Below are 16,109 nucleotides of genomic sequence, written 5' to 3'. Positions count from 1 at the left end.
GTGTGGGGCATTCAAGTCGATCCGCGCGTACGGTCTCGGTTTAAAAGGTTTTGTCTGTGGCTATTGGGTGTTAGGGCTATTTTGGCGGGGCTTAAGGCGGGATGTAAAATACTGATAACGCATAACCTAATTCAATAATAATGCGCATATCGCATCACGCTAGCGCGGCAATTCAACCCGGGCCACCAACCCCGAACCGCGTCGATTGCCCAGGCTCAGCTCACCGCCCTGCTCGCGCACAATCGCCCGCGCCGCCGAAAGCCCAAGCCCCACCCCACCGGTATTGCGGTTGCGTGAGGTCTCGAGACGAAAGAACGGATCGAACACACGCTCCAGGTCCGCTTCAGGAATCCCAGGGCCCTCGTCGCAGACCTCGATGCACACACTCTGGTCGTTAACACTCAGTGCAATGCTGGGGTGCCGGGCGTACTTGGCAGCATTTTCCAGCAGGTTGACCACCACCCGTTTAAGCCCCAGTGGCCGGCCGTGATAGACCAGGTGGGGCGGCCCTCGAAAATCGACCACCAACTGCTGGTCGCGGTAGTCGTCGATGATGGTTTGCAGCAGTTCAGACAGATCGAATGCCGTGCTGTGCTCCAGCACCGTATCGTCGCGGAAGAACGCCAGCGCAGCGTTGATCATCGACTGCATTTCCTCGACATCGCGAATCAGCTTGTGCTGATGGTCCAGGTCTTCCATGAACTCACAGCGCAGGCGTATCCGCGTCAAAGGCGCGCGCAAGTCATGGGAAATGGCTGCCAGCATCTGGGTGCGTTCGCCGATGAAGTGCTGGATCTGCGCCTGCATGGTGTTGAAGGCGATAGTGGCCTGGCGTATTTCGTCGGGGCCTTCGATGTCGATGGGCGGTGCGCGCAGATCGCCACCGAAGCGTCTGGCAGCGCTGGCGAAACGCTGCAACGGCTTGGCCAATTGCCGGGTGGCGACCCAAGCGACCAGCAAGGTAGCGATCAGCCCCAGGATGATGATCACCGCAATCCGCGTGGGTGCGCTCAGGCCCCAACTGCGTTCGGGCGGGATGAAAGACAACCAGCTGCCATCAAGTAACTGCACCAGCGCCACATAATGTGCGTCGGGGCTGCCACGCGGCCAATCGTCCGGGCTGTACACCTGAATGGTGCGCCCCGTGCCAAACAATGCCTGTATCCCGGGGACTTCGCCGGCTTGTAGCACGTTGCCGCCGCTGGGCAGGCCGAAATCCACGGGGTCGGTATGCCACGTCACCTGCAACCGGGTATCGCTGGCCGCTGCCGCCAGGTGCAAGCGCAACGGCGCAGGCGCGGCCTCGATCACTTTCAACGTCGCGGCCATTTGTTCCAGCAACCCCGTGCGGTCGATGGGCGGACGCGCCCACACCCCGGCTACCTGCACGAACAAGGCGTTAAGGGCCAGTGAGGCGAGCATCGCGGCGAGGATGGTCAGGGCGATGCGCCGGTTCAGGGTGTCGCGGCGCAACAGGCGGTGGATCATAAGCGGGTCACCGGGGCGGTAAACAGATAGCCGCCATTGCGCACGGTGCGGATCAGGTCCGGGCGCTTGCAGTCGGGCTCGATCTTGCGGCGCAGCCGGCTGACCTGCACATCGATACTGCGGTCGAAGGCGTCGTGGCCCTGGCCGTGGGTCAGGTCGATCAATTGGTCGCGGGTGAGGATGCGCTGGGGGTGTTCGAGAAACACTACCAGCAGGTCGAACTCGCCACCGGACAGCGGGATCATGACGCCCTCGGGCGAACGCAGTTCGCGACAGGTGATATCCAGGTGCCAACCGGCAAACGCAATCACCGGGCGTGAGCGCTCGTCGGCCGCACTGACCGACTGTCCCGCACGCCGTTGCACGGCACGCAGGCGGGCCAGCAATTCGCGCGGGGCGAAGGGTTTGGTCAGGTAATCGTCGGCGCCCAGTTCCAGGCCAACAATGCGGTCGCTCAACTCGCCCATGGCCGTGAGCATGATGATAGGAATGCCAAACTGCGCCCGCACTTTCTGGCACAGGCTGAGGCCGCCTTCGCCGGGCAACATGAGGTCGAGGATGATCGTGTCCGGCCGCTGCTGCGCGATGGCCGCCCACATGGCCTCGCCGTCGGCGGCCACGTCGACTTCATAGGCGTGCTGGACGAAGAACTTCTTCAGCAATGCCAGCACTTCCATGTCGTCATCGACGATCAGCAGTCTGCTCACGTTTACAGATTCCCAGGCCAAAAATGGAGACATCTAAAACCATTCCGGCGCCTCGGTCATTTATTTCAATCGAGCAACATTCCTTCGCCACGGACACAACCCGGACATCTTTGGGCAAAACCTGTCGGGCATTCTGCAGCTCTTCCACTCAAGGAGACGCCTATGAAAGTTTCGAGCAGCAGGTACACCGAGCAGGCAGCGGGCGACGTACGGCCATTGGTGCTGAGCCAACGCACCTCTTCCCCCGCTCAGGATAGCCCGATGCTGTTCCAGGAATCCTGCCTGGGACTGAATGCGGGCCTGGACCGTATCGTGCTGCGTCGTTACTTCGAGCACTACAGCCCCGACGCCGGGCGCTGGGTCGAGTACGCCCACTCCATACCCATCGCCGAGCTTGTCCACTGGATCATGACCCATGGCCAGTTGCACATCGAATGCTCTTACGACAACCCGAACGAACAGGCCGGCCCGGCATTCAGCACCGGCGCTCGTTAGCGCGCCTGCTCAAACGTCATAATCACAGGGGCATCTGCGTGGTAATCTCCCGGCACCACGAATAGACATTGATCGTCACTTGACGATGACCAAAGCCAGGAAAGACCATGCCCAAGATTTCTCACTCAGCGCTACGCCGTAACTTCCGTGACCTGCTGGCAACGCCCATCTGCGTTGAAACCGCCTCCGTATTCGACCCCATGTCTGCCCGCATCGCGGCCGACCTGGGGTTTGAAGTGGGAATCCTGGGCGGTTCAGTCGCCTCCCTGCAGGTGCTGGCGGCCCCCGATTTTGCGTTGATTACCCTGAGTGAGTTCGTCGAGCAAGCTACCCGTATCGGCCGTGTTGCCCAGTTGCCGTTCATTGCCGACGCCGACCACGGCTACGGCAACGCCCTGAACGTGATGCGCACCGTCGAAGAACTGGAACGCGCCGGCGTCGCGGCGCTGACCATCGAAGACACGCTCTTGCCCGCGCAATTCGGGCGTAAATCCACGGACCTGATTTCCGTTGAAGAAGGCATCGGCAAGGTCAAGGCTGCCCTGGAGGCGCGTGTCGACCCGGCGCTGTCGATCATTGCCCGCACCAACGCCGGCGTGCTGCCCACCAGCGACGTGATTGCGCGAACCAAGGCCTACGAAAAGGCCGGTGCTGACGGCATCTGCATGGTCGGCGTCAAGGACTTCGACCACCTGGAGCAGATCGCAGAGAACCTCAGCGTTCCGCTGATGCTGGTGACCTACGGCAACCCGCAACTGCACGACAGCGAGCGCCTGGCAAGCCTGGGCGTGCGCATCGTGGTGGCCGGGCATGGCGCCTACTTCGCCGCGATCAAGGCTACTTACGACAGCCTGCGTGCCCAGCGTCAGCTGACCCACAGCACCTCGAACCTCAGTGCTACGGAATTGACCCACACCTACACCTTGCCTGAGAGCTATGTGGCGTGGGCTGAAGAGTTCATGGATGTAAAAGAGTAATCAATCACTCACGGTTCAGCCGTTGGCGCATCCCTGCGCTGGCGGCCGGGCCGGGCTGTACCTCGCACTGATCCATCGCCACCAACGCACCTTCAGCCGTCGCCATCACCGGCTGCACCGGTAGCCCCGTCTCGCGTTCCACCACCTCGACACTGATTCCCTCCTCGGCGTAATGCCGGTTGCCCCACGCCACCAACGCCATCAGCACCATACGAAAGTCTTCGCCCCTGGCCGTCGGCACGTATTCGTAGCGTGGCGGGCGCTCGCTGTAGGCGCGGCGCTCCAGCATCCCCGCTTCCACCAAGCCATTAAGGCGGCGCGTCAACATGTTGGGCGCGATGCCCAGGCTGCGCGAAAACTCGTCGAAACGGCGCAGGCCGTGCAAGGCGTCGCGCATGATCAGCATGCTCCACCACTCCCCTACCCGTTCAAGGCTACGGGCGATGGGGCATTCGGCACTGATGAGGGATTTGCGCTGCATAAGTATTCCTGTGTGCGAGTACAAACTTGAAGGATGCCATGTTACTTTCATGATGATAGTGACGTCCATACGCTGTGTATCCTTCAAGCAACAGGAGTCGATTGAACATGAGTAAACGTATCGTCGTGACGGGCCTGGGCGCGCTGACGCCGCTGGGGTCGAGCGTGGAATCCACTTGGCAGCGCTTGCTGGACGGGCAGTCGGGCATCCGCCGGTTGCCGCAAGAATTGATCGGTGATCTGGCGGTCAGCATAGGCGGCCAGGTGCAAAGTGTGCTGCAAGACCCCGAAGCGGGGTTTGATCCTGATCGACTGCTGGCCGCCAAGGAACAGCGCAAGATGGACCGCTTTATCCTGTTCGCCCTGGCGGCCGCGGATGAAGCCTTGAAGCAGGCCAATTGGGCACCCAAAACACCTGAGGAGCAGGAACGCACGGCGACCATCATCGCCTCCGGCGTCGGTGGTTTCCCGGCCATTGCCGATGCGGTGCGCACCACCGACAGCAAGGGCCCACGTCGTTTGTCACCCTTCACCATTCCGTCGTTTCTGAGCAACATGGCTGCCGGGCATGTGTCGATCAACTATGGCTTGAAAGGCCCTCTGGGTGCGCCTGTCACTGCGTGTGCTGCCGGGGTTCAGGCTATCGGCGACGCAGCGCGAATGATCCGCGCCGGAGAAGTCGACGTCGCGGTATGCGGCGGTGCCGAAGCGGCAATTCATCGGGTCAGCCTTGCCGGCTTCGCCGCAGCGCGAGCGCTGTCCAGCGATTTCAATGACAGCCCGCAGCGTGCTTCGCGACCCTTCGATCAGGCGCGCGACGGCTTTGTGATGGGCGAAGGCGCCGGCATTCTGGTGATTGAAGAACTGGAGCATGCCCTGGCGCGGGGCGCGCAGCCGATTGCTGAACTGGTGGGCTATGGCACCAGCGCAGACGCCTATCACATGACCGCAGGGCCTGAAGACGGTGACGGTGCGCGCCGGGCAATGACCCAAGCGTTGCGCCAGGCGGGCATCGAGGCGTCGCAGGTGCAGTACCTGAATGCCCACGCAACCTCCACACCTGTGGGCGACAAAGGCGAGCTGGCGGCGATCAAGACGGTATTTGGTACCGGCGGCAGCCCGGCGATCAGTTCGACGAAATCCGCCACCGGCCACTTGCTCGGTGCTGCGGGGGGCATCGAAGCGGTCTTCACCGTGCTTGCCCTGCGTGACCAGATCGCGCCAATAACACTCAACCTGGAAAACCCGGACACCCTCGCCGACGGCCTGGACATGGTGCGTGGTGAGGCGCGGCCCATGGCGATTGAATATGCGCTGTCCAATGGCTTCGGCTTTGGCGGCGTGAACGCCAGCGTGCTGTTCCGACGCTGGAGATGAGCCAGGGTTTGCCCCAGGGGTGAATTTCACCGACCATGGCGCCTTTCTGTTCCTGCCAACACGAGGTGCCCATGGCCAACCACGACCTGTCCTATACCCCTGACCCAGACGCTGATTCCATCTCCTCTGACGTGATCGGCTTCAACGGCATCCTGGTCTCCACCCAGATTCCTACCCGTGCCGATGGCAGCCTGGAGTTGGGCGATATCACCCAGCAAAGCGAGTGCACCCTGCAAGCGCTGAAAGTTGCGCTGGAAAAAGCCGGCAGCTCGATGGACCGGGTTATGCACCTGACCATTTACCTCACCGACATGGCCGACCGTGCCGCGTTCAACGAGGTCTACAAGCGCTTTTTCGCCAAGCCCTGGCCAGTGCGGGCCGCAGTGGGCGTTGCGGCTTTGGCGGTGGAAGGCATGCGCGTGGAAGTGACGGCGATGGCTGCCAAGGCTTGAATCTGTGACGTCTTTAGAACCGAACTGATCGGACTGTCGAACTCGGTCAGAAAGCTGGAAGCTGGCTTGCCTGCGATAGCCATAGGTATCTACACAACTTTTGGGCTGTAGCAGCAGACCGTAACCACGATGCGAAGCGAGCCGCCCTTGATCTTGCTCTTGATCTGCTTTTGATCTCAGGCGCCCCGTTAAACCACGCTGGCCGGAATTCGACAGGGATTTGGGGGGTAAACCGGCAGGGATGCCGGTTTAGCCGCCCCGCGCCATGGATGGCGCGTGGCGGCGGCCCCCCAAATCACTGGCGGATTACGGGCACACCGAGCCCCAGCGAGGTGCCGAGTGGTGGGGCAAGAGCCCTTTGGTTACTTTGGGGCTTTTCCAAAGTGACCCGCCGTCAGGGCGGAACCCTAAGTGGCCGTTACCTAAATAACGGATATATACCCGGTCCAACTGTGTTGACCGTCAGGCCGCCTTCGCGAGCAAGCCCGCTCCCACAGTTGGATCGTGCGGTGTCAGCTAGATTGGCGTCGGCTGGCAGGCCGTCATCGCAGGCAAGCCAGCTCCCACATTGGGGCTTCGTTGTGTTGAGCAATGCGTTCGCTTAAACGGACTCGCATTAGGCCCGACAGCCCTGCGGTAGATGCCGCCCAGGCATTTCACGGCTACAATGCGCGCCTCAACCGTGACAAGCCTGACTAAAAAAACTATGTCCTTGCCCAAGCATCACCTGGAATTGCTCAGCCCTGCCCGCGATGTCGCCATTGCGCGCGAGGCTATCTTGCACGGCGCCGACGCCGTTTATATCGGCGGGCCGAGCTTCGGCGCCCGCCATAATGCGTGTAACGAGGTGAGCGATATCGCTCAACTGGTGGAATTCGCCCGCCGTTACCACGCCCGCGTCTTCACCACCATCAACACCATCTTGCATGACAACGAGCTGGAGCCCGCACGCAAGCTGATCCATCAGCTCTACGATGCCGGTGTCGATGCGCTGATCGTGCAAGACCTGGGCGTGATGGAGCTGGATATTCCGCCGATCGAGCTGCACGCCAGCACCCAGACCGACATCCGCACCCTGGGCCGAGCCAAGTTTCTCGACCAGGCCGGGTTCTCGCAGTTGGTATTGGCCCGCGAGTTGAACCTGCAAGAGATCCGCGCCATTGCCGATGAGACCGATGCGGCCATCGAGTTCTTTATCCACGGCGCCCTGTGCGTAGCCTTCTCCGGCCAGTGCAATATCTCCCACGCGCAAAATGGCCGCAGCGCCAACCGTGGCGACTGCTCCCAGGCCTGCCGCCTGCCGTACACCTTGAAAGATGACCAAGGCCGCGTTGTGGCCTTTGAAAAGCACCTGCTGTCGATGAAAGACAATAACCAGAGCGCCAACCTGCGCGCCCTGGTCGAAGCGGGCGTGCGTTCGTTCAAGATCGAAGGCCGCTACAAGGACATGGGCTATGTGAAGAACATCACCGCCTACTACCGCCAGCGCCTCGACGAGATCCTCGAAGACCGCCCGGACCTGGCCCGCGCTTCCAGCGGCCGTACCGCGCACTTCTTCCTGCCCGACCCGGAAAAAACCTTCCACCGTGGCAGCACCGATTACTTTGTCAGCGACCGCAAGATCGACATCGGCGCCTTTGACACCCCGACCTTCACCGGCCTGCCCGTGGGCACCGTGGAAAAAGCCGGCAAGCGCGACTTGCAGGTGGTCACCCATGAGCCGCTGTCCAACGGCGACGGCCTCAATGTGCTGATCAAGCGTGAAGTGGTGGGCTTTCGCGCCAACATCGCCGAGCCTAAGGGTGAGTTCGAGGAAGACGGTGAGAAGCGCTACCGCTACCGCGTCGAGCCCAACGAAATGCCGGCCGGCCTGCACCAACTGCGCCCGCATCACCCGCTCAACCGCAACTTGGACCATAACTGGCAGCAGGCCCTGCTCAAGACCTCGGCCGAGCGCCGTATCGGCTTGTCATGGGTCGCGCGCCTGCGTGAAGAGCAGCTGCAAATCACCGCGACCAGCGAAGAAGGCATCAGCGCCAGTGTCACCCTGCCCGGCCCGTTTGGCGTGGCCAACAAGCCGGAACAGGCGCTGGACACCCTGCGCGACCTGCTGGGCCAGCTCGGCACCACCGAATACCATGCCACCCGCATCGAGCTGGATGCGCCGCAGGCGTTCTTCATCCCCAACTCGCAGCTCAAGGCCTTGCGCCGTGAAGTGATCGAAGCGCTGACTGCCGCACGCGTCGCCGCGCACCCACGGGGCGGGCGCAAGGCTGAAACCTCGCCGCCGCCGGTTTACCCTGAGGCGCACCTGTCGTTCCTTGCCAACGTCTACAACCAGAAGGCCCGGGACTTCTACCATCGTCACGGTGTGAAGCTGATCGACGCGGCCTTTGAAGCCCACGAAGAAACCGGCGAGGTGCCGGTGATGATCACCAAGCACTGCCTGCGTTTCTCGTTCAACCTGTGCCCTAAACAGGCCAAGGGCGTGACCGGGGTGAAGACCAAGGTGGCGCCGATGCAGTTGATCCACGGCGACGAAGTGCTGACCCTGAAATTCGACTGCAAACCTTGTGAGATGCACGTGGTAGGCAAGATCAAGGGGCATATCCTCGGCCTGCCGCAGCCCGGCAGCGCGGTGGAGCATTTCAACCCGGAAAACCTTATCTACCAAGGCACGCACTGACCCTCATCTGACGCCGCGTTTCAACCCGATGCGCTGCGTCATCGTTAACCTTCTTCGCGAGCAAGCTCGCTCCTACCGAGGTTGCGGGGCCACCACCAGCCCCGCTGCAACCCCGCCGCTGCCAACAGAATCGCCGCCACACCCAGCCATTGCAGCCACCCAAGGCGATGCCCGAACGCAATCCAATCCACGAAGATCGCCGCAATCGGGTAGATGAACGACAGTGCGCCAGTAATGGCGGTCGGCAATTTCTGGATCGCGCCATACAGCAGCACATACATCAACCCGGTATGCACGACCCCCAAGGTCAGCAGCGCAGCCCAGGCATTTGTTGACGCAGGCAAGCCATTCCAGGGTACCAACGGCGCCAGGAGTACCGCGCCAGTGGCCACCTGAATCAATGCCATCAAATGTGGCGGTATTTCCTTGAGGCGCTTGATGATCAGCGCAGCGATCGCATACAAAAATGCCGCCCCCAGGGCCAGCGCGATGCCTACTAGGTAATCACCGCCACCGGTTTGCTCGCCATGGGCGGTGACAATCGCCAACATGCCCAGGAATGCCACGCTCAGCCACGCCAGTTTCTGCACGGTGATCTTCTCACCAAGAAACACCGCCGCCAGCATCACCAACATAAACGGCTGCACGTTGTACACCGCCGTGCTGATAGCGATGGATGCCCGGGAATAGGATTCGAACAGCAACAGCCAGTTGCCGACAATGGCCACGCCGCTGAGCACGGCCAGCCCCAGTTTTGCCCAACTGAGCAGGTCTACACGCAGGTAACCCAGCCAGGCACACACCAGTAACAGTGTCAGCGCGCCGATCACGCAGCGCCAGAACACCACCTCGATCACCGACACGCCAGACACCAGCACAAACCAGCCAATGCTGCCCGAGATCAGCATGGCGGCGACCATTTCCCACGACCCGCGACGGATGGATGAATCCATGATTGAAGCTCCTCAAGTGAAGCTCCAGTATGGCAATCTGTCCGCGACGGCTACAGCGTCTAAAAAAGGCAAAACTCCGAATTCACCTTTTCTTATTAGGCACAGACCATGATCGACACCATCGACCAGCAATTGATCGCCGCCTTGATGGACGACTCGCGGCTGTCCCTCAAAGCCCTGGCAGGCATCACCGGGCTGTCCTCGCCCAGCGTCAGCGAACGCCTGCGCCGCCTGGAAGAACGCGGCGTGCTGACCCACTACACCGTCGACATCGACCCCAAGCACTTCGGCTACCTGCTGCAAGCCATCGTGCGCATCCGCCCCCTGCCCGGCAAGCTGCAGGAAGTGGAGCGCCAGATCCAGGCGATCCCCGAGTTCACCGAATGCGACAAGGTCACCGGCGAGGACTGCTTCATCGCCCGCCTGCATGTGCGCACCATGGACCAGTTGGACAGCCTGCTGGACCGGATCAATGGCTATGCCGAAACCAACACGGCGATCGTGAAGAAAACCCCGGTGAAACGGCGACTGCCGCCGCTGGGGGACCGCTAAGGTGCCATGTCAAGGGCGTGTCATGGCCAAACACAGTCCTATGTGGGAGCGGGCTTGCTCGCGAATACAGGGTGTCAGTCACCGACTATGTTGACGGGTATACCGCATTCGCGGGCAAGCCCGCTCCCACAGGGGATCTGCGCCGGGCGCTGATTCTGTGGGCAATGCATAACCAGTGTGGGAGCTGGCTTGCCTGCGAAAGCGGTGATTCGGTTAAGGATTCAGTGGCTGACACGCCGCATTCGCGAGCAAGCCCGCTCCCACAGAAGCCACTTCAAGCCGGTGATTGTTTGAACCCGCACTTGGCCACGGCCCTCCAACCTGAATGAACCACGGCCGGGTACACGCACAATGACATTCATTCTATGGTTGGCCGTATTGGGCGCGGTGCTGCTCACGCTCGCCCTCACCTCCTCCTACCTGCGCTGGATGCCGGTCACCACTTCGGCGGTGTGCCTGTTGCTCGGTATCGCCATCGGCCCCCTCGGTGTGGACCTGCTGCACCTGGACATCAAGGGCTCGGCGCGCTGGATGGAGCACCTGACCGAAGTGGCGGTGCTGTTTTCGCTGTTCGTCAGCGGTTTGAAACTGCGCCTGCCGCTCAGGCATCGCACCTGGCGCATCGCCTTTGGCCTGGCCGGCCCGGTCATGCTGCTGACCATCCTCGGCACCGGCCTGTTGCTGCATTACCTGCTGGATCTGTCGTGGGGCGTGTCTTTGCTGGTGGGCGCGATTCTGGCGCCGACCGACCCGGTGCTGGCGGGCCTGGTTCAGGTCAACAATGCCCAGGACTACGACGCGCTGCGCTTCGGTCTGTCTGGCGAAGCGGGGCTGAACGATGGCAGCGCCTTTCCGTTTGTGATCTTCGGCCTGCTGTTCATGCAACACGGCGGTTTCGATGGCGACTGGGTCGGCGGTTGGGTGCTGAAAAACCTGGTGTGGGCGGTGCCGGTCGGGCTATTGATCGGCTACTGGATGGGCCGAGGTATCGGCCGTGTAACGTTGCGCCTGCGCCTGATCAATGCCGACAGCACCCTGTCGCCCAATGATTACCTGACACTGGCATTGATCGCCCTCGCCTATGTGAGCGCCGAAGCCGTGGGCGGCTATGGCTTCCTGTCGGTATTCGCGGCGGGCCTGGGGTTGCGTCAGGCCGAGGTGAAGTCCACCGGTAACGCCCAGACCCCCGCCGAGCACCTGGCGCAGCCGGTGGTGGGCCACCTTGAAATCGAGCCCGAACAAGCCTTGCATGGCGACGTCAGCCACCTGAAAGACACCCAGATCGCGGCAGGCGTGATGATGGGCGACATGCTGGCCTTCGGTAGCCTGGTGGAGCGGGCCATGGAGGTGTTCCTGGTAACCGTTTTGGGCATCGTGCTGATCAGCCACTGGGAGTGGGCCGCGTTGGCGGTAGCGCCGCTGCTGTTCTGTGTAATTCGCCCCGCCAGCGTATTCGCCATGCCATGGGGCCGCCTGCTGGACCGACGGCAACGCAGCCTGGTCAGTTGGTTTGGCATTCGTGGGATCGGCAGCATTTACTACCTGTTCTATGCGCTCAACCATGGGCTGGTGGGCACCAGCAGCGAGGTGGCGGTCAACCTGACGCTGTCGGTCATCGCGTTGAGCATCCTGGTCCATGGCCTGAGTACTCAGCCGATGCTGGCGTGGTATGAGCGTCAGGCTGCGCAAAAAAATTGAATCCTGCACCGCGCCGGGGTTTCAAACAGTCAGGACCCACAGTACGAGCCAGCCAATGAAAAAGATCGCCCAACGATTGCTTGAGGAACGCCAACGCCTGGGATATTCGCAGCAATACCTGGCGCAGGCAGGCGGCGTGACCACACGCGAGCAACGTCAATATGAAATGGGCGAAGACCTGCCCCATGCCGACTACCTGGCAGCCTTGGCCGAACATGGAGTGGATGTGGTGTATGTGATCACCGGCAAGCGCAGCACGGTGGTCAATATCAGCCGCGACCAGGCGCAGACGCTGATCGATAACCGCGTGGTGGGCCAGGAGGTATCGCTGGACGGCGGAGCCGAGGAAGACGTCTACTTCAAGCTCAGTAACCCCTCGGGCCCGCCGCCGGATCAGTCCTGATTTTCAGTGTTGCCGACGTCTGCCGCCTCATCCAGGTCGTTCAGCGGCACTTCGGCATCGTCCATCTGCGAACCCGGGTCTTCGTTGCCCGGGTCGTTGGGTTCTTCGTCCAGTTCTTTTGACATGAGCGTCTCCTCTAACCGCCTTGGGTATCGATATCGGCATCGGTTTCAGGCTTGTGCTCGCGCTCGGGCCTGAAGTCTGGACTGTAGTCGTTTTCCTTGGCCTTGGGGTCGCTCGCAGGCGTTGGATCCTTGGGCGCATCGGCGGCGGTGCCAGGGGCAGGCTCGCCGCCGTCGATCGCGGGGTCGTTGCGATTGCTAGTCTGTGGATCGTTAGGTTGGGTCATGAGGCACCTCTTTGCAGGCCGGTGAAAAATCTGTACCGCATAGAGGTAAGGCGTCATCGCCACGGCTGAAGTTCCGTTCGCTTGCTCAGCGCAGCGGGTTGTCCACCTGGATATAGAACGCATAAATGCCCAACACCAGCCAGAACACCATGAACAGCCATGGCGCACGCATGGAAAACAACAGCGACTTGCGATAGCCCTTGTGGCTCGACTCCACTTCGGAAAACAGCGGCGATTCATCGTAGGCCATGCCCATCACCGGCTCGCTGCGCAGCAATTCGCTTTGCTTGTAGTGCCAGTGGTCGATGATTTCATACGCCGCACGGATCCCTGGCCAGGCATTCAGCGAACTGAGAATACCCAACGAAACCAGGAAGATCGGCACCACCAGCGTGAACAATTTGCCCCATTCCGGGTTGAGGTTGCCCATGCCGGAAACAAAGGCAATCACCAGGAAGGACTGCGCGGTCAGGTAGGCGTCGGTGCGGTTGGCCAGGATGCTGGTTTCGTACTGGATCTCGCGCCGGTAAAAGTCGAGGCGGTCCTTGGGCGAGCCGAAGATCTTTGCGTTGTGTTCGCTGTGGTCGTTTAGGGCCGCTTCCGGAGTGTGGGGGGAGATGATTCTGGACACGACGGTGCTCCACAAGGTGACGAAACTCCTTAGAAGAATCGGGGCCTTGTGAAGTTCAAGTAGGTTCGCGCACCAATTCAGGGCGACCACTGCCCCCTGTAGGAGCGAGCTTGCTCGCGAAAAACGTCAACAATAACGCGCGCTTCCTGAATAAACGCGGTGCCGGTGAGTTTTTCGCGAGCAAGCTCGCTCCTACAGAGAATTATTGGCATTCCGGCACAGGCATTGCTTTATCCATTCACCATCCCGAAAACAGGAGCATGCGTTACCCCCCGACCCAGAGCCGCCCCCATAAGAAAGTAAGGACCAGGTCTGTTGGCACCTTCAGCCACGGGCTCATAAAAACATGCGTTTTTTTAAGCGGCAGTGCCACCCAAAGCCACACTGGGCACTGACAAGGTACTGGAATGGCTCGATCTTTCTTTGATGAAATGAATGACGCAAACGGCGTATGCCGTGCGCACTATCAGGACTTCTCTCGCTGGCTGGCCAACACGCCGCCGGAACTGCTGGCCCAGCGTCGCCGTGAAGCGGATTTGCTGTTCCACCGCGCCGGGATCACCTTCACCCTGTATGGCGACGAGCAAGACACCGAACGCCTGATTCCCTTCGACATCATTCCCCGCAGCATCCCCGCCAGTGAATGGAGCCTGATCGAGCGCGGCTGTATCCAGCGGGTTAATGCATTGAACATGTTCCTCGCCGACATCTACCACGACCAGCGCATCATCAAGGCCGGGATCATTCCCGCCGACCAGGTCCTGGGCAATGAGGGCTATCAGAAAGCCATGGTCGGTCTCGACCTGCACCGTGGCATCTATTCGCACATCTCCGGCGTCGACCTGGTACGCGACGGCGACGGTACCTACTACGTGCTGGAAGACAACCTGCGCACCCCCAGCGGCGTGAGCTACATGCTCGAAGACCGCAAGATGATGATGCGCCTGTTCCCGGAAGTGTTCGCCAAGCAGCGCATTGCGCCGGTGGATCATTACCCTAACCTGCTGCTCAAGACCTTGAAGAGCTCCAGCCGCCTGGACAATCCCAACGTGGTCGTCCTGACTCCAGGGCGCTTCAACAGCGCCTTCTTCGAGCACGCGTTCCTTGCCCGGGAAATGGGCGTGGAACTGGTGGAAGGCGCCGACCTGTTCGTGCAGGACCTCAAGGTGTTCATGCGCACCACCGACGGCCCCAAGGCCGTGGACGTGATCTACCGACGCATCGACGACGCTTTCCTCGACCCCCAGGCGTTCAACCCCGAGTCGATGCTCGGCGTGCCCGGGCTGGTGGCGGCTTACTGCGCCGGCAATGTGGTGCTGGCCAACGCCATCGGCACCGGGGTAGCTGACGACAAGTCGATCTACCCCTACGTACCGGCCATGATCCGTTTCTATCTGGACGAGGAGCCGATCCTGCAAAACGTGCCGACCTTCCAATGCCGCAAGCCCGATGAACTGTCCCATGTGCTGGCCAACCTCGAGCAGTTGGTGGTCAAGGAAACCCAGGGCTCCGGCGGCTACGGCATGCTGGTGGGCCCGGCGTCGACGGCCGCCGAGATCGAAGACTTCCGCCAACGCATCAAGGCCCGCCCCCATGCCTATATCGCCCAACCGACCCTGAGCCTGTCCACCTGCCCGACCTTTGTCGAAAACGGTATCGCACCCCGGCACATCGACCTGCGGCCCTTCGTGCTCTCGGGCAAGGAAACCCGCCTGGTGCCCGGTGGCTTGACCCGCGTGGCGCTTAAGGAAGGCTCGCTGGTCGTCAACTCGTCGCAAGGCGGCGGAACCAAGGACACCTGGGTGGTGGAGGGCTGAGTATGCTGAGTAGAACGGCTGCAGATCTGTATTGGATGTCGCGCTACCTGGAACGCGCCGAGAACCTGGCGCGCATGCTGGAAGTCAGCTATTCGCTGTCCTTGATGCCCCAGGCCGGGCGCAGCGATGGCCTGGACGAACTGGCAATGTCGTTGCTCAGCAGCGGCACCCTGGACAGCTACCTGGAACGGCACCAGACCCTGGATGCCGAACGCATGTTGCACTTCTTTGCCCTCGACGCGGAAAACCCGGCGAGCATCTACAACTGCCTACGCGCCGCCCGAGGCAATGCCCATGCGGTACGCGGGCGCATTACCGCCGATATGTGGGAAAACCTCAACGCCACCTGGCTGGAAATGCGCAGCATCGCCGCCGGTGGCCTGGCGCGACACGGCATCAGCCACTTCTGTGATTGGGTCAAGCAGCGCTCGCACCTGTTTCGTGGCGCAACCTCGGGCACCATCATGCGCAATGACGCCTACCGCTTCATTCGCCTGGGCACCTTTGTCGAACGTGCGGACAACACCTTGCGCCTGTTGGACGCGCGCTATGAGATGTTTGGCGAAGAGTCCGAAGAAGTCAGCGACCTGTCGGCACGCGGTTATTACCAGTGGAGCGCCCTGCTGCGCGCGTTGTCATCGTTCGAGGCGTATACCGAGCTGTATCCGAATGCCTTGAATGCACGTTCGGTATCTGAGCTGTTGCTGTTGCGCAGTGATGTGCCGCGTTCGCTGCATGCCTGTATCGAGGAATTGAGCCATATTCTGGCGGACCTGCCCGGCAGTTACGGGCGCACGGCGCAACGCCTGGCGGCGGAGTTCGAGGCGCGGCTGCGGTACACGGGGATTGATGAGATTCTGGAAGATGGGCTGCACACTCGGCTGACAGAATTCATCGACACCGTGCGTGAGTTGGCGCGGGAGATACAAAGCTCCTATCTGGAAGTGGTCTAACACACACCTGTAGGAGCGAGCTTGCTCGCGAAAAACTCATCGGCGCCGCGTTAATTCAGAAAGCCCGCGTGATCGTTGACGTTTTTCGCGA

General features: G+C 61.3%; 17 protein-coding genes. 10 read left to right on the top strand and 7 right to left on the bottom strand.

Translation table 11 applies throughout. The annotated features are described in order from the left end of the window. Window positions 1–159: 159 nt before the first annotated feature. A complete protein-coding gene (locus V8689_RS14275) occupies window positions 160–1,488 on the bottom strand; it encodes an ATP-binding protein (RefSeq protein ID WP_056785471.1) in 1,329 nt (442 codons plus the stop codon). Further along, window positions 1,485–2,228, bottom strand: a complete 744-nt coding sequence (locus tag V8689_RS14270; protein ID WP_056785473.1) for a response regulator — start codon at window positions 2,226–2,228, stop codon at window positions 1,485–1,487. Before V8689_RS14270 ends, V8689_RS14275 begins: the two co-directional genes overlap by 4 nt. Window positions 2,229–2,357: 129 nt before the next feature. Here V8689_RS14270 and V8689_RS14265 point away from each other — a divergent pair, with 129 nt between their 5' ends. Together V8689_RS14265 and V8689_RS14260 are read left to right on the top strand one after the other, a co-directional pair. Continuing rightward, window positions 2,358–2,690: a hypothetical protein gene (locus tag V8689_RS14265; RefSeq protein WP_056785476.1), complete on the top strand. Its 333-nt coding sequence runs from the start codon at window positions 2,358–2,360 to the stop codon at window positions 2,688–2,690. Between the two features lie 107 nt (window positions 2,691–2,797). Then, entirely contained in the window at window positions 2,798–3,667 is an 870-nt protein-coding gene (locus V8689_RS14260; RefSeq protein ID WP_003191182.1) for an isocitrate lyase/PEP mutase family protein, read from the top strand. A 4-nt stretch (window positions 3,668–3,671) separates the two neighbouring features. Here V8689_RS14260 and V8689_RS14255 read toward each other — a convergent pair whose 3' ends face one another. Continuing rightward, window positions 3,672–4,148, bottom strand: a complete 477-nt coding sequence (locus V8689_RS14255) for a winged helix-turn-helix transcriptional regulator (RefSeq protein WP_056785480.1) — start codon at window positions 4,146–4,148, stop codon at window positions 3,672–3,674. Window positions 4,149–4,255: 107 nt separating this feature from the next. On the opposite strand from V8689_RS14255, the gene fabF reads away from it, so the two are divergent. From fabF to V8689_RS14240, 3 genes are all read left to right on the top strand, one after another. After that, window positions 4,256–5,524, top strand: a complete 1,269-nt coding sequence (fabF, locus tag V8689_RS14250; protein ID WP_056785482.1) for a beta-ketoacyl-ACP synthase II — start codon at window positions 4,256–4,258, stop codon at window positions 5,522–5,524. A gap of 71 nt (window positions 5,525–5,595) precedes the next feature. Further along, window positions 5,596–5,976, top strand: a complete 381-nt coding sequence (locus V8689_RS14245) for a RidA family protein (RefSeq protein ID WP_003191178.1) — start codon at window positions 5,596–5,598, stop codon at window positions 5,974–5,976. A 706-nt stretch (window positions 5,977–6,682) separates the two neighbouring features. After that, a complete protein-coding gene (locus tag V8689_RS14240) occupies window positions 6,683–8,662 on the top strand; it encodes a peptidase U32 family protein (RefSeq protein ID WP_078467322.1) in 1,980 nt (659 codons plus the stop codon). A gap of 44 nt (window positions 8,663–8,706) precedes the next feature. Here the strand turns inward: V8689_RS14240 and V8689_RS14235 are convergent, their stop codons facing one another. Then, window positions 8,707–9,615: a DMT family transporter gene (locus tag V8689_RS14235; protein WP_056785488.1), complete on the bottom strand. Its 909-nt coding sequence runs from the start codon at window positions 9,613–9,615 to the stop codon at window positions 8,707–8,709. 108 nt (window positions 9,616–9,723) lie between these two features. Between V8689_RS14235 and V8689_RS14230 the strand changes: the two genes are divergently transcribed. The 3 genes from V8689_RS14230 to V8689_RS14220 all read left to right on the top strand — a co-directional run bounded on the left by V8689_RS14230 (window position 9,724) and on the right by V8689_RS14220 (window position 12,268). Further along, window positions 9,724–10,167 (top strand): Lrp/AsnC family transcriptional regulator, encoded by a 444-nt coding sequence (locus V8689_RS14230; RefSeq protein WP_032897385.1) that lies wholly within the window; start codon window positions 9,724–9,726, stop codon window positions 10,165–10,167. A 351-nt stretch (window positions 10,168–10,518) separates the two neighbouring features. Next, on the top strand, window positions 10,519–11,865 hold the full coding sequence (locus V8689_RS14225) for a cation:proton antiporter (RefSeq protein ID WP_056785491.1): 1,347 nt from the start codon (window positions 10,519–10,521) through the stop codon (window positions 11,863–11,865). A 55-nt stretch (window positions 11,866–11,920) separates the two neighbouring features. After that, on the top strand, window positions 11,921–12,268 hold the full coding sequence (locus tag V8689_RS14220; RefSeq protein ID WP_056785495.1) for a helix-turn-helix domain-containing protein: 348 nt from the start codon (window positions 11,921–11,923) through the stop codon (window positions 12,266–12,268). On the opposite strand, the gene V8689_RS14215 is transcribed toward V8689_RS14220, so the two are convergent. The 3 genes from V8689_RS14215 to V8689_RS14205 form a co-directional block, all read right to left on the bottom strand. Continuing rightward, window positions 12,259–12,393, bottom strand: a complete 135-nt coding sequence (locus tag V8689_RS14215; protein ID WP_263398746.1) for a hypothetical protein — start codon at window positions 12,391–12,393, stop codon at window positions 12,259–12,261. The genes V8689_RS14220 and V8689_RS14215 overlap by 10 nt on opposite strands. An 11-nt stretch (window positions 12,394–12,404) precedes the next feature. Beyond that, window positions 12,405–12,617 carry a hypothetical protein gene (locus tag V8689_RS14210; RefSeq protein ID WP_056785497.1) on the bottom strand — a complete coding sequence of 71 codons (213 nt, stop codon included), beginning with the start codon at window positions 12,615–12,617 and terminating at the stop codon, window positions 12,405–12,407. Window positions 12,618–12,702: 85 nt separating this feature from the next. Continuing rightward, window positions 12,703–13,248: a hypothetical protein gene (locus V8689_RS14205; RefSeq protein ID WP_014718415.1), complete on the bottom strand. Its 546-nt coding sequence runs from the start codon at window positions 13,246–13,248 to the stop codon at window positions 12,703–12,705. 407 nt (window positions 13,249–13,655) lie between these two features. Between V8689_RS14205 and V8689_RS14200 the strand changes: the two genes are divergently transcribed. After that, a complete protein-coding gene (locus V8689_RS14200) occupies window positions 13,656–15,065 on the top strand; it encodes a circularly permuted type 2 ATP-grasp protein (RefSeq protein ID WP_032897394.1) in 1,410 nt (469 codons plus the stop codon). A gap of 2 nt (window positions 15,066–15,067) precedes the next feature. Beyond that, complete coding sequence (locus tag V8689_RS14195) at window positions 15,068–16,018, top strand: alpha-E domain-containing protein (RefSeq protein ID WP_003191166.1); 951 nt, start codon at window positions 15,068–15,070, stop codon at window positions 16,016–16,018. Window positions 16,019–16,109 lie beyond the last annotated feature (91 nt).

The organism is Pseudomonas sp. AK181 (genome assembly GCF_051122975.1).
GTDB classification, from domain to species: Bacteria; Pseudomonadota; Gammaproteobacteria; order Pseudomonadales; family Pseudomonadaceae; genus Aquipseudomonas; species Aquipseudomonas lactis.
Note: the sequence above shows the minus strand (reverse complement) of the source record. Positions and strands in the feature narration are given on the sequence as shown.

What these genes read in the sequence shown, in the direction of transcription:
- fabF (WP_056785482.1), top strand. Translation starts at nt 4,256, where the DNA reads ATGAGTAAACGTATCGTCGTGACGGGCCTGGGCGCGCTGACGCCGCTG.
- V8689_RS14225 (WP_056785491.1), top strand. Translation starts at nt 10,519, where the DNA reads ATGACATTCATTCTATGGTTGGCCGTATTGGGCGCGGTGCTGCTCACG.
- V8689_RS14265 (WP_056785476.1), top strand. Translation starts at nt 2,358, where the DNA reads ATGAAAGTTTCGAGCAGCAGGTACACCGAGCAGGCAGCGGGCGACGTA.
- V8689_RS14195 (WP_003191166.1), top strand. Translation starts at nt 15,068, where the DNA reads ATGCTGAGTAGAACGGCTGCAGATCTGTATTGGATGTCGCGCTACCTG.
- V8689_RS14270 (WP_056785473.1), bottom strand. Translation starts at nt 2,228, where the DNA reads ATGTCTCCATTTTTGGCCTGGGAATCTGTAAACGTGAGCAGACTGCTG.
- V8689_RS14260 (WP_003191182.1), top strand. Translation starts at nt 2,798, where the DNA reads ATGCCCAAGATTTCTCACTCAGCGCTACGCCGTAACTTCCGTGACCTG.
- V8689_RS14200 (WP_032897394.1), top strand. Translation starts at nt 13,656, where the DNA reads ATGGCTCGATCTTTCTTTGATGAAATGAATGACGCAAACGGCGTATGC.
- V8689_RS14235 (WP_056785488.1), bottom strand. Translation starts at nt 9,615, where the DNA reads ATGGATTCATCCATCCGTCGCGGGTCGTGGGAAATGGTCGCCGCCATG.
- V8689_RS14220 (WP_056785495.1), top strand. Translation starts at nt 11,921, where the DNA reads ATGAAAAAGATCGCCCAACGATTGCTTGAGGAACGCCAACGCCTGGGA.
- V8689_RS14230 (WP_032897385.1), top strand. Translation starts at nt 9,724, where the DNA reads ATGATCGACACCATCGACCAGCAATTGATCGCCGCCTTGATGGACGAC.
- V8689_RS14215 (WP_263398746.1), bottom strand. Translation starts at nt 12,393, where the DNA reads ATGTCAAAAGAACTGGACGAAGAACCCAACGACCCGGGCAACGAAGAC.
- V8689_RS14245 (WP_003191178.1), top strand. Translation starts at nt 5,596, where the DNA reads ATGGCCAACCACGACCTGTCCTATACCCCTGACCCAGACGCTGATTCC.
- V8689_RS14255 (WP_056785480.1), bottom strand. Translation starts at nt 4,148, where the DNA reads ATGCAGCGCAAATCCCTCATCAGTGCCGAATGCCCCATCGCCCGTAGC.
- V8689_RS14240 (WP_078467322.1), top strand. Translation starts at nt 6,683, where the DNA reads ATGTCCTTGCCCAAGCATCACCTGGAATTGCTCAGCCCTGCCCGCGAT.
- V8689_RS14275 (WP_056785471.1), bottom strand. Translation starts at nt 1,488, where the DNA reads ATGATCCACCGCCTGTTGCGCCGCGACACCCTGAACCGGCGCATCGCC.
- V8689_RS14210 (WP_056785497.1), bottom strand. Translation starts at nt 12,617, where the DNA reads ATGACCCAACCTAACGATCCACAGACTAGCAATCGCAACGACCCCGCG.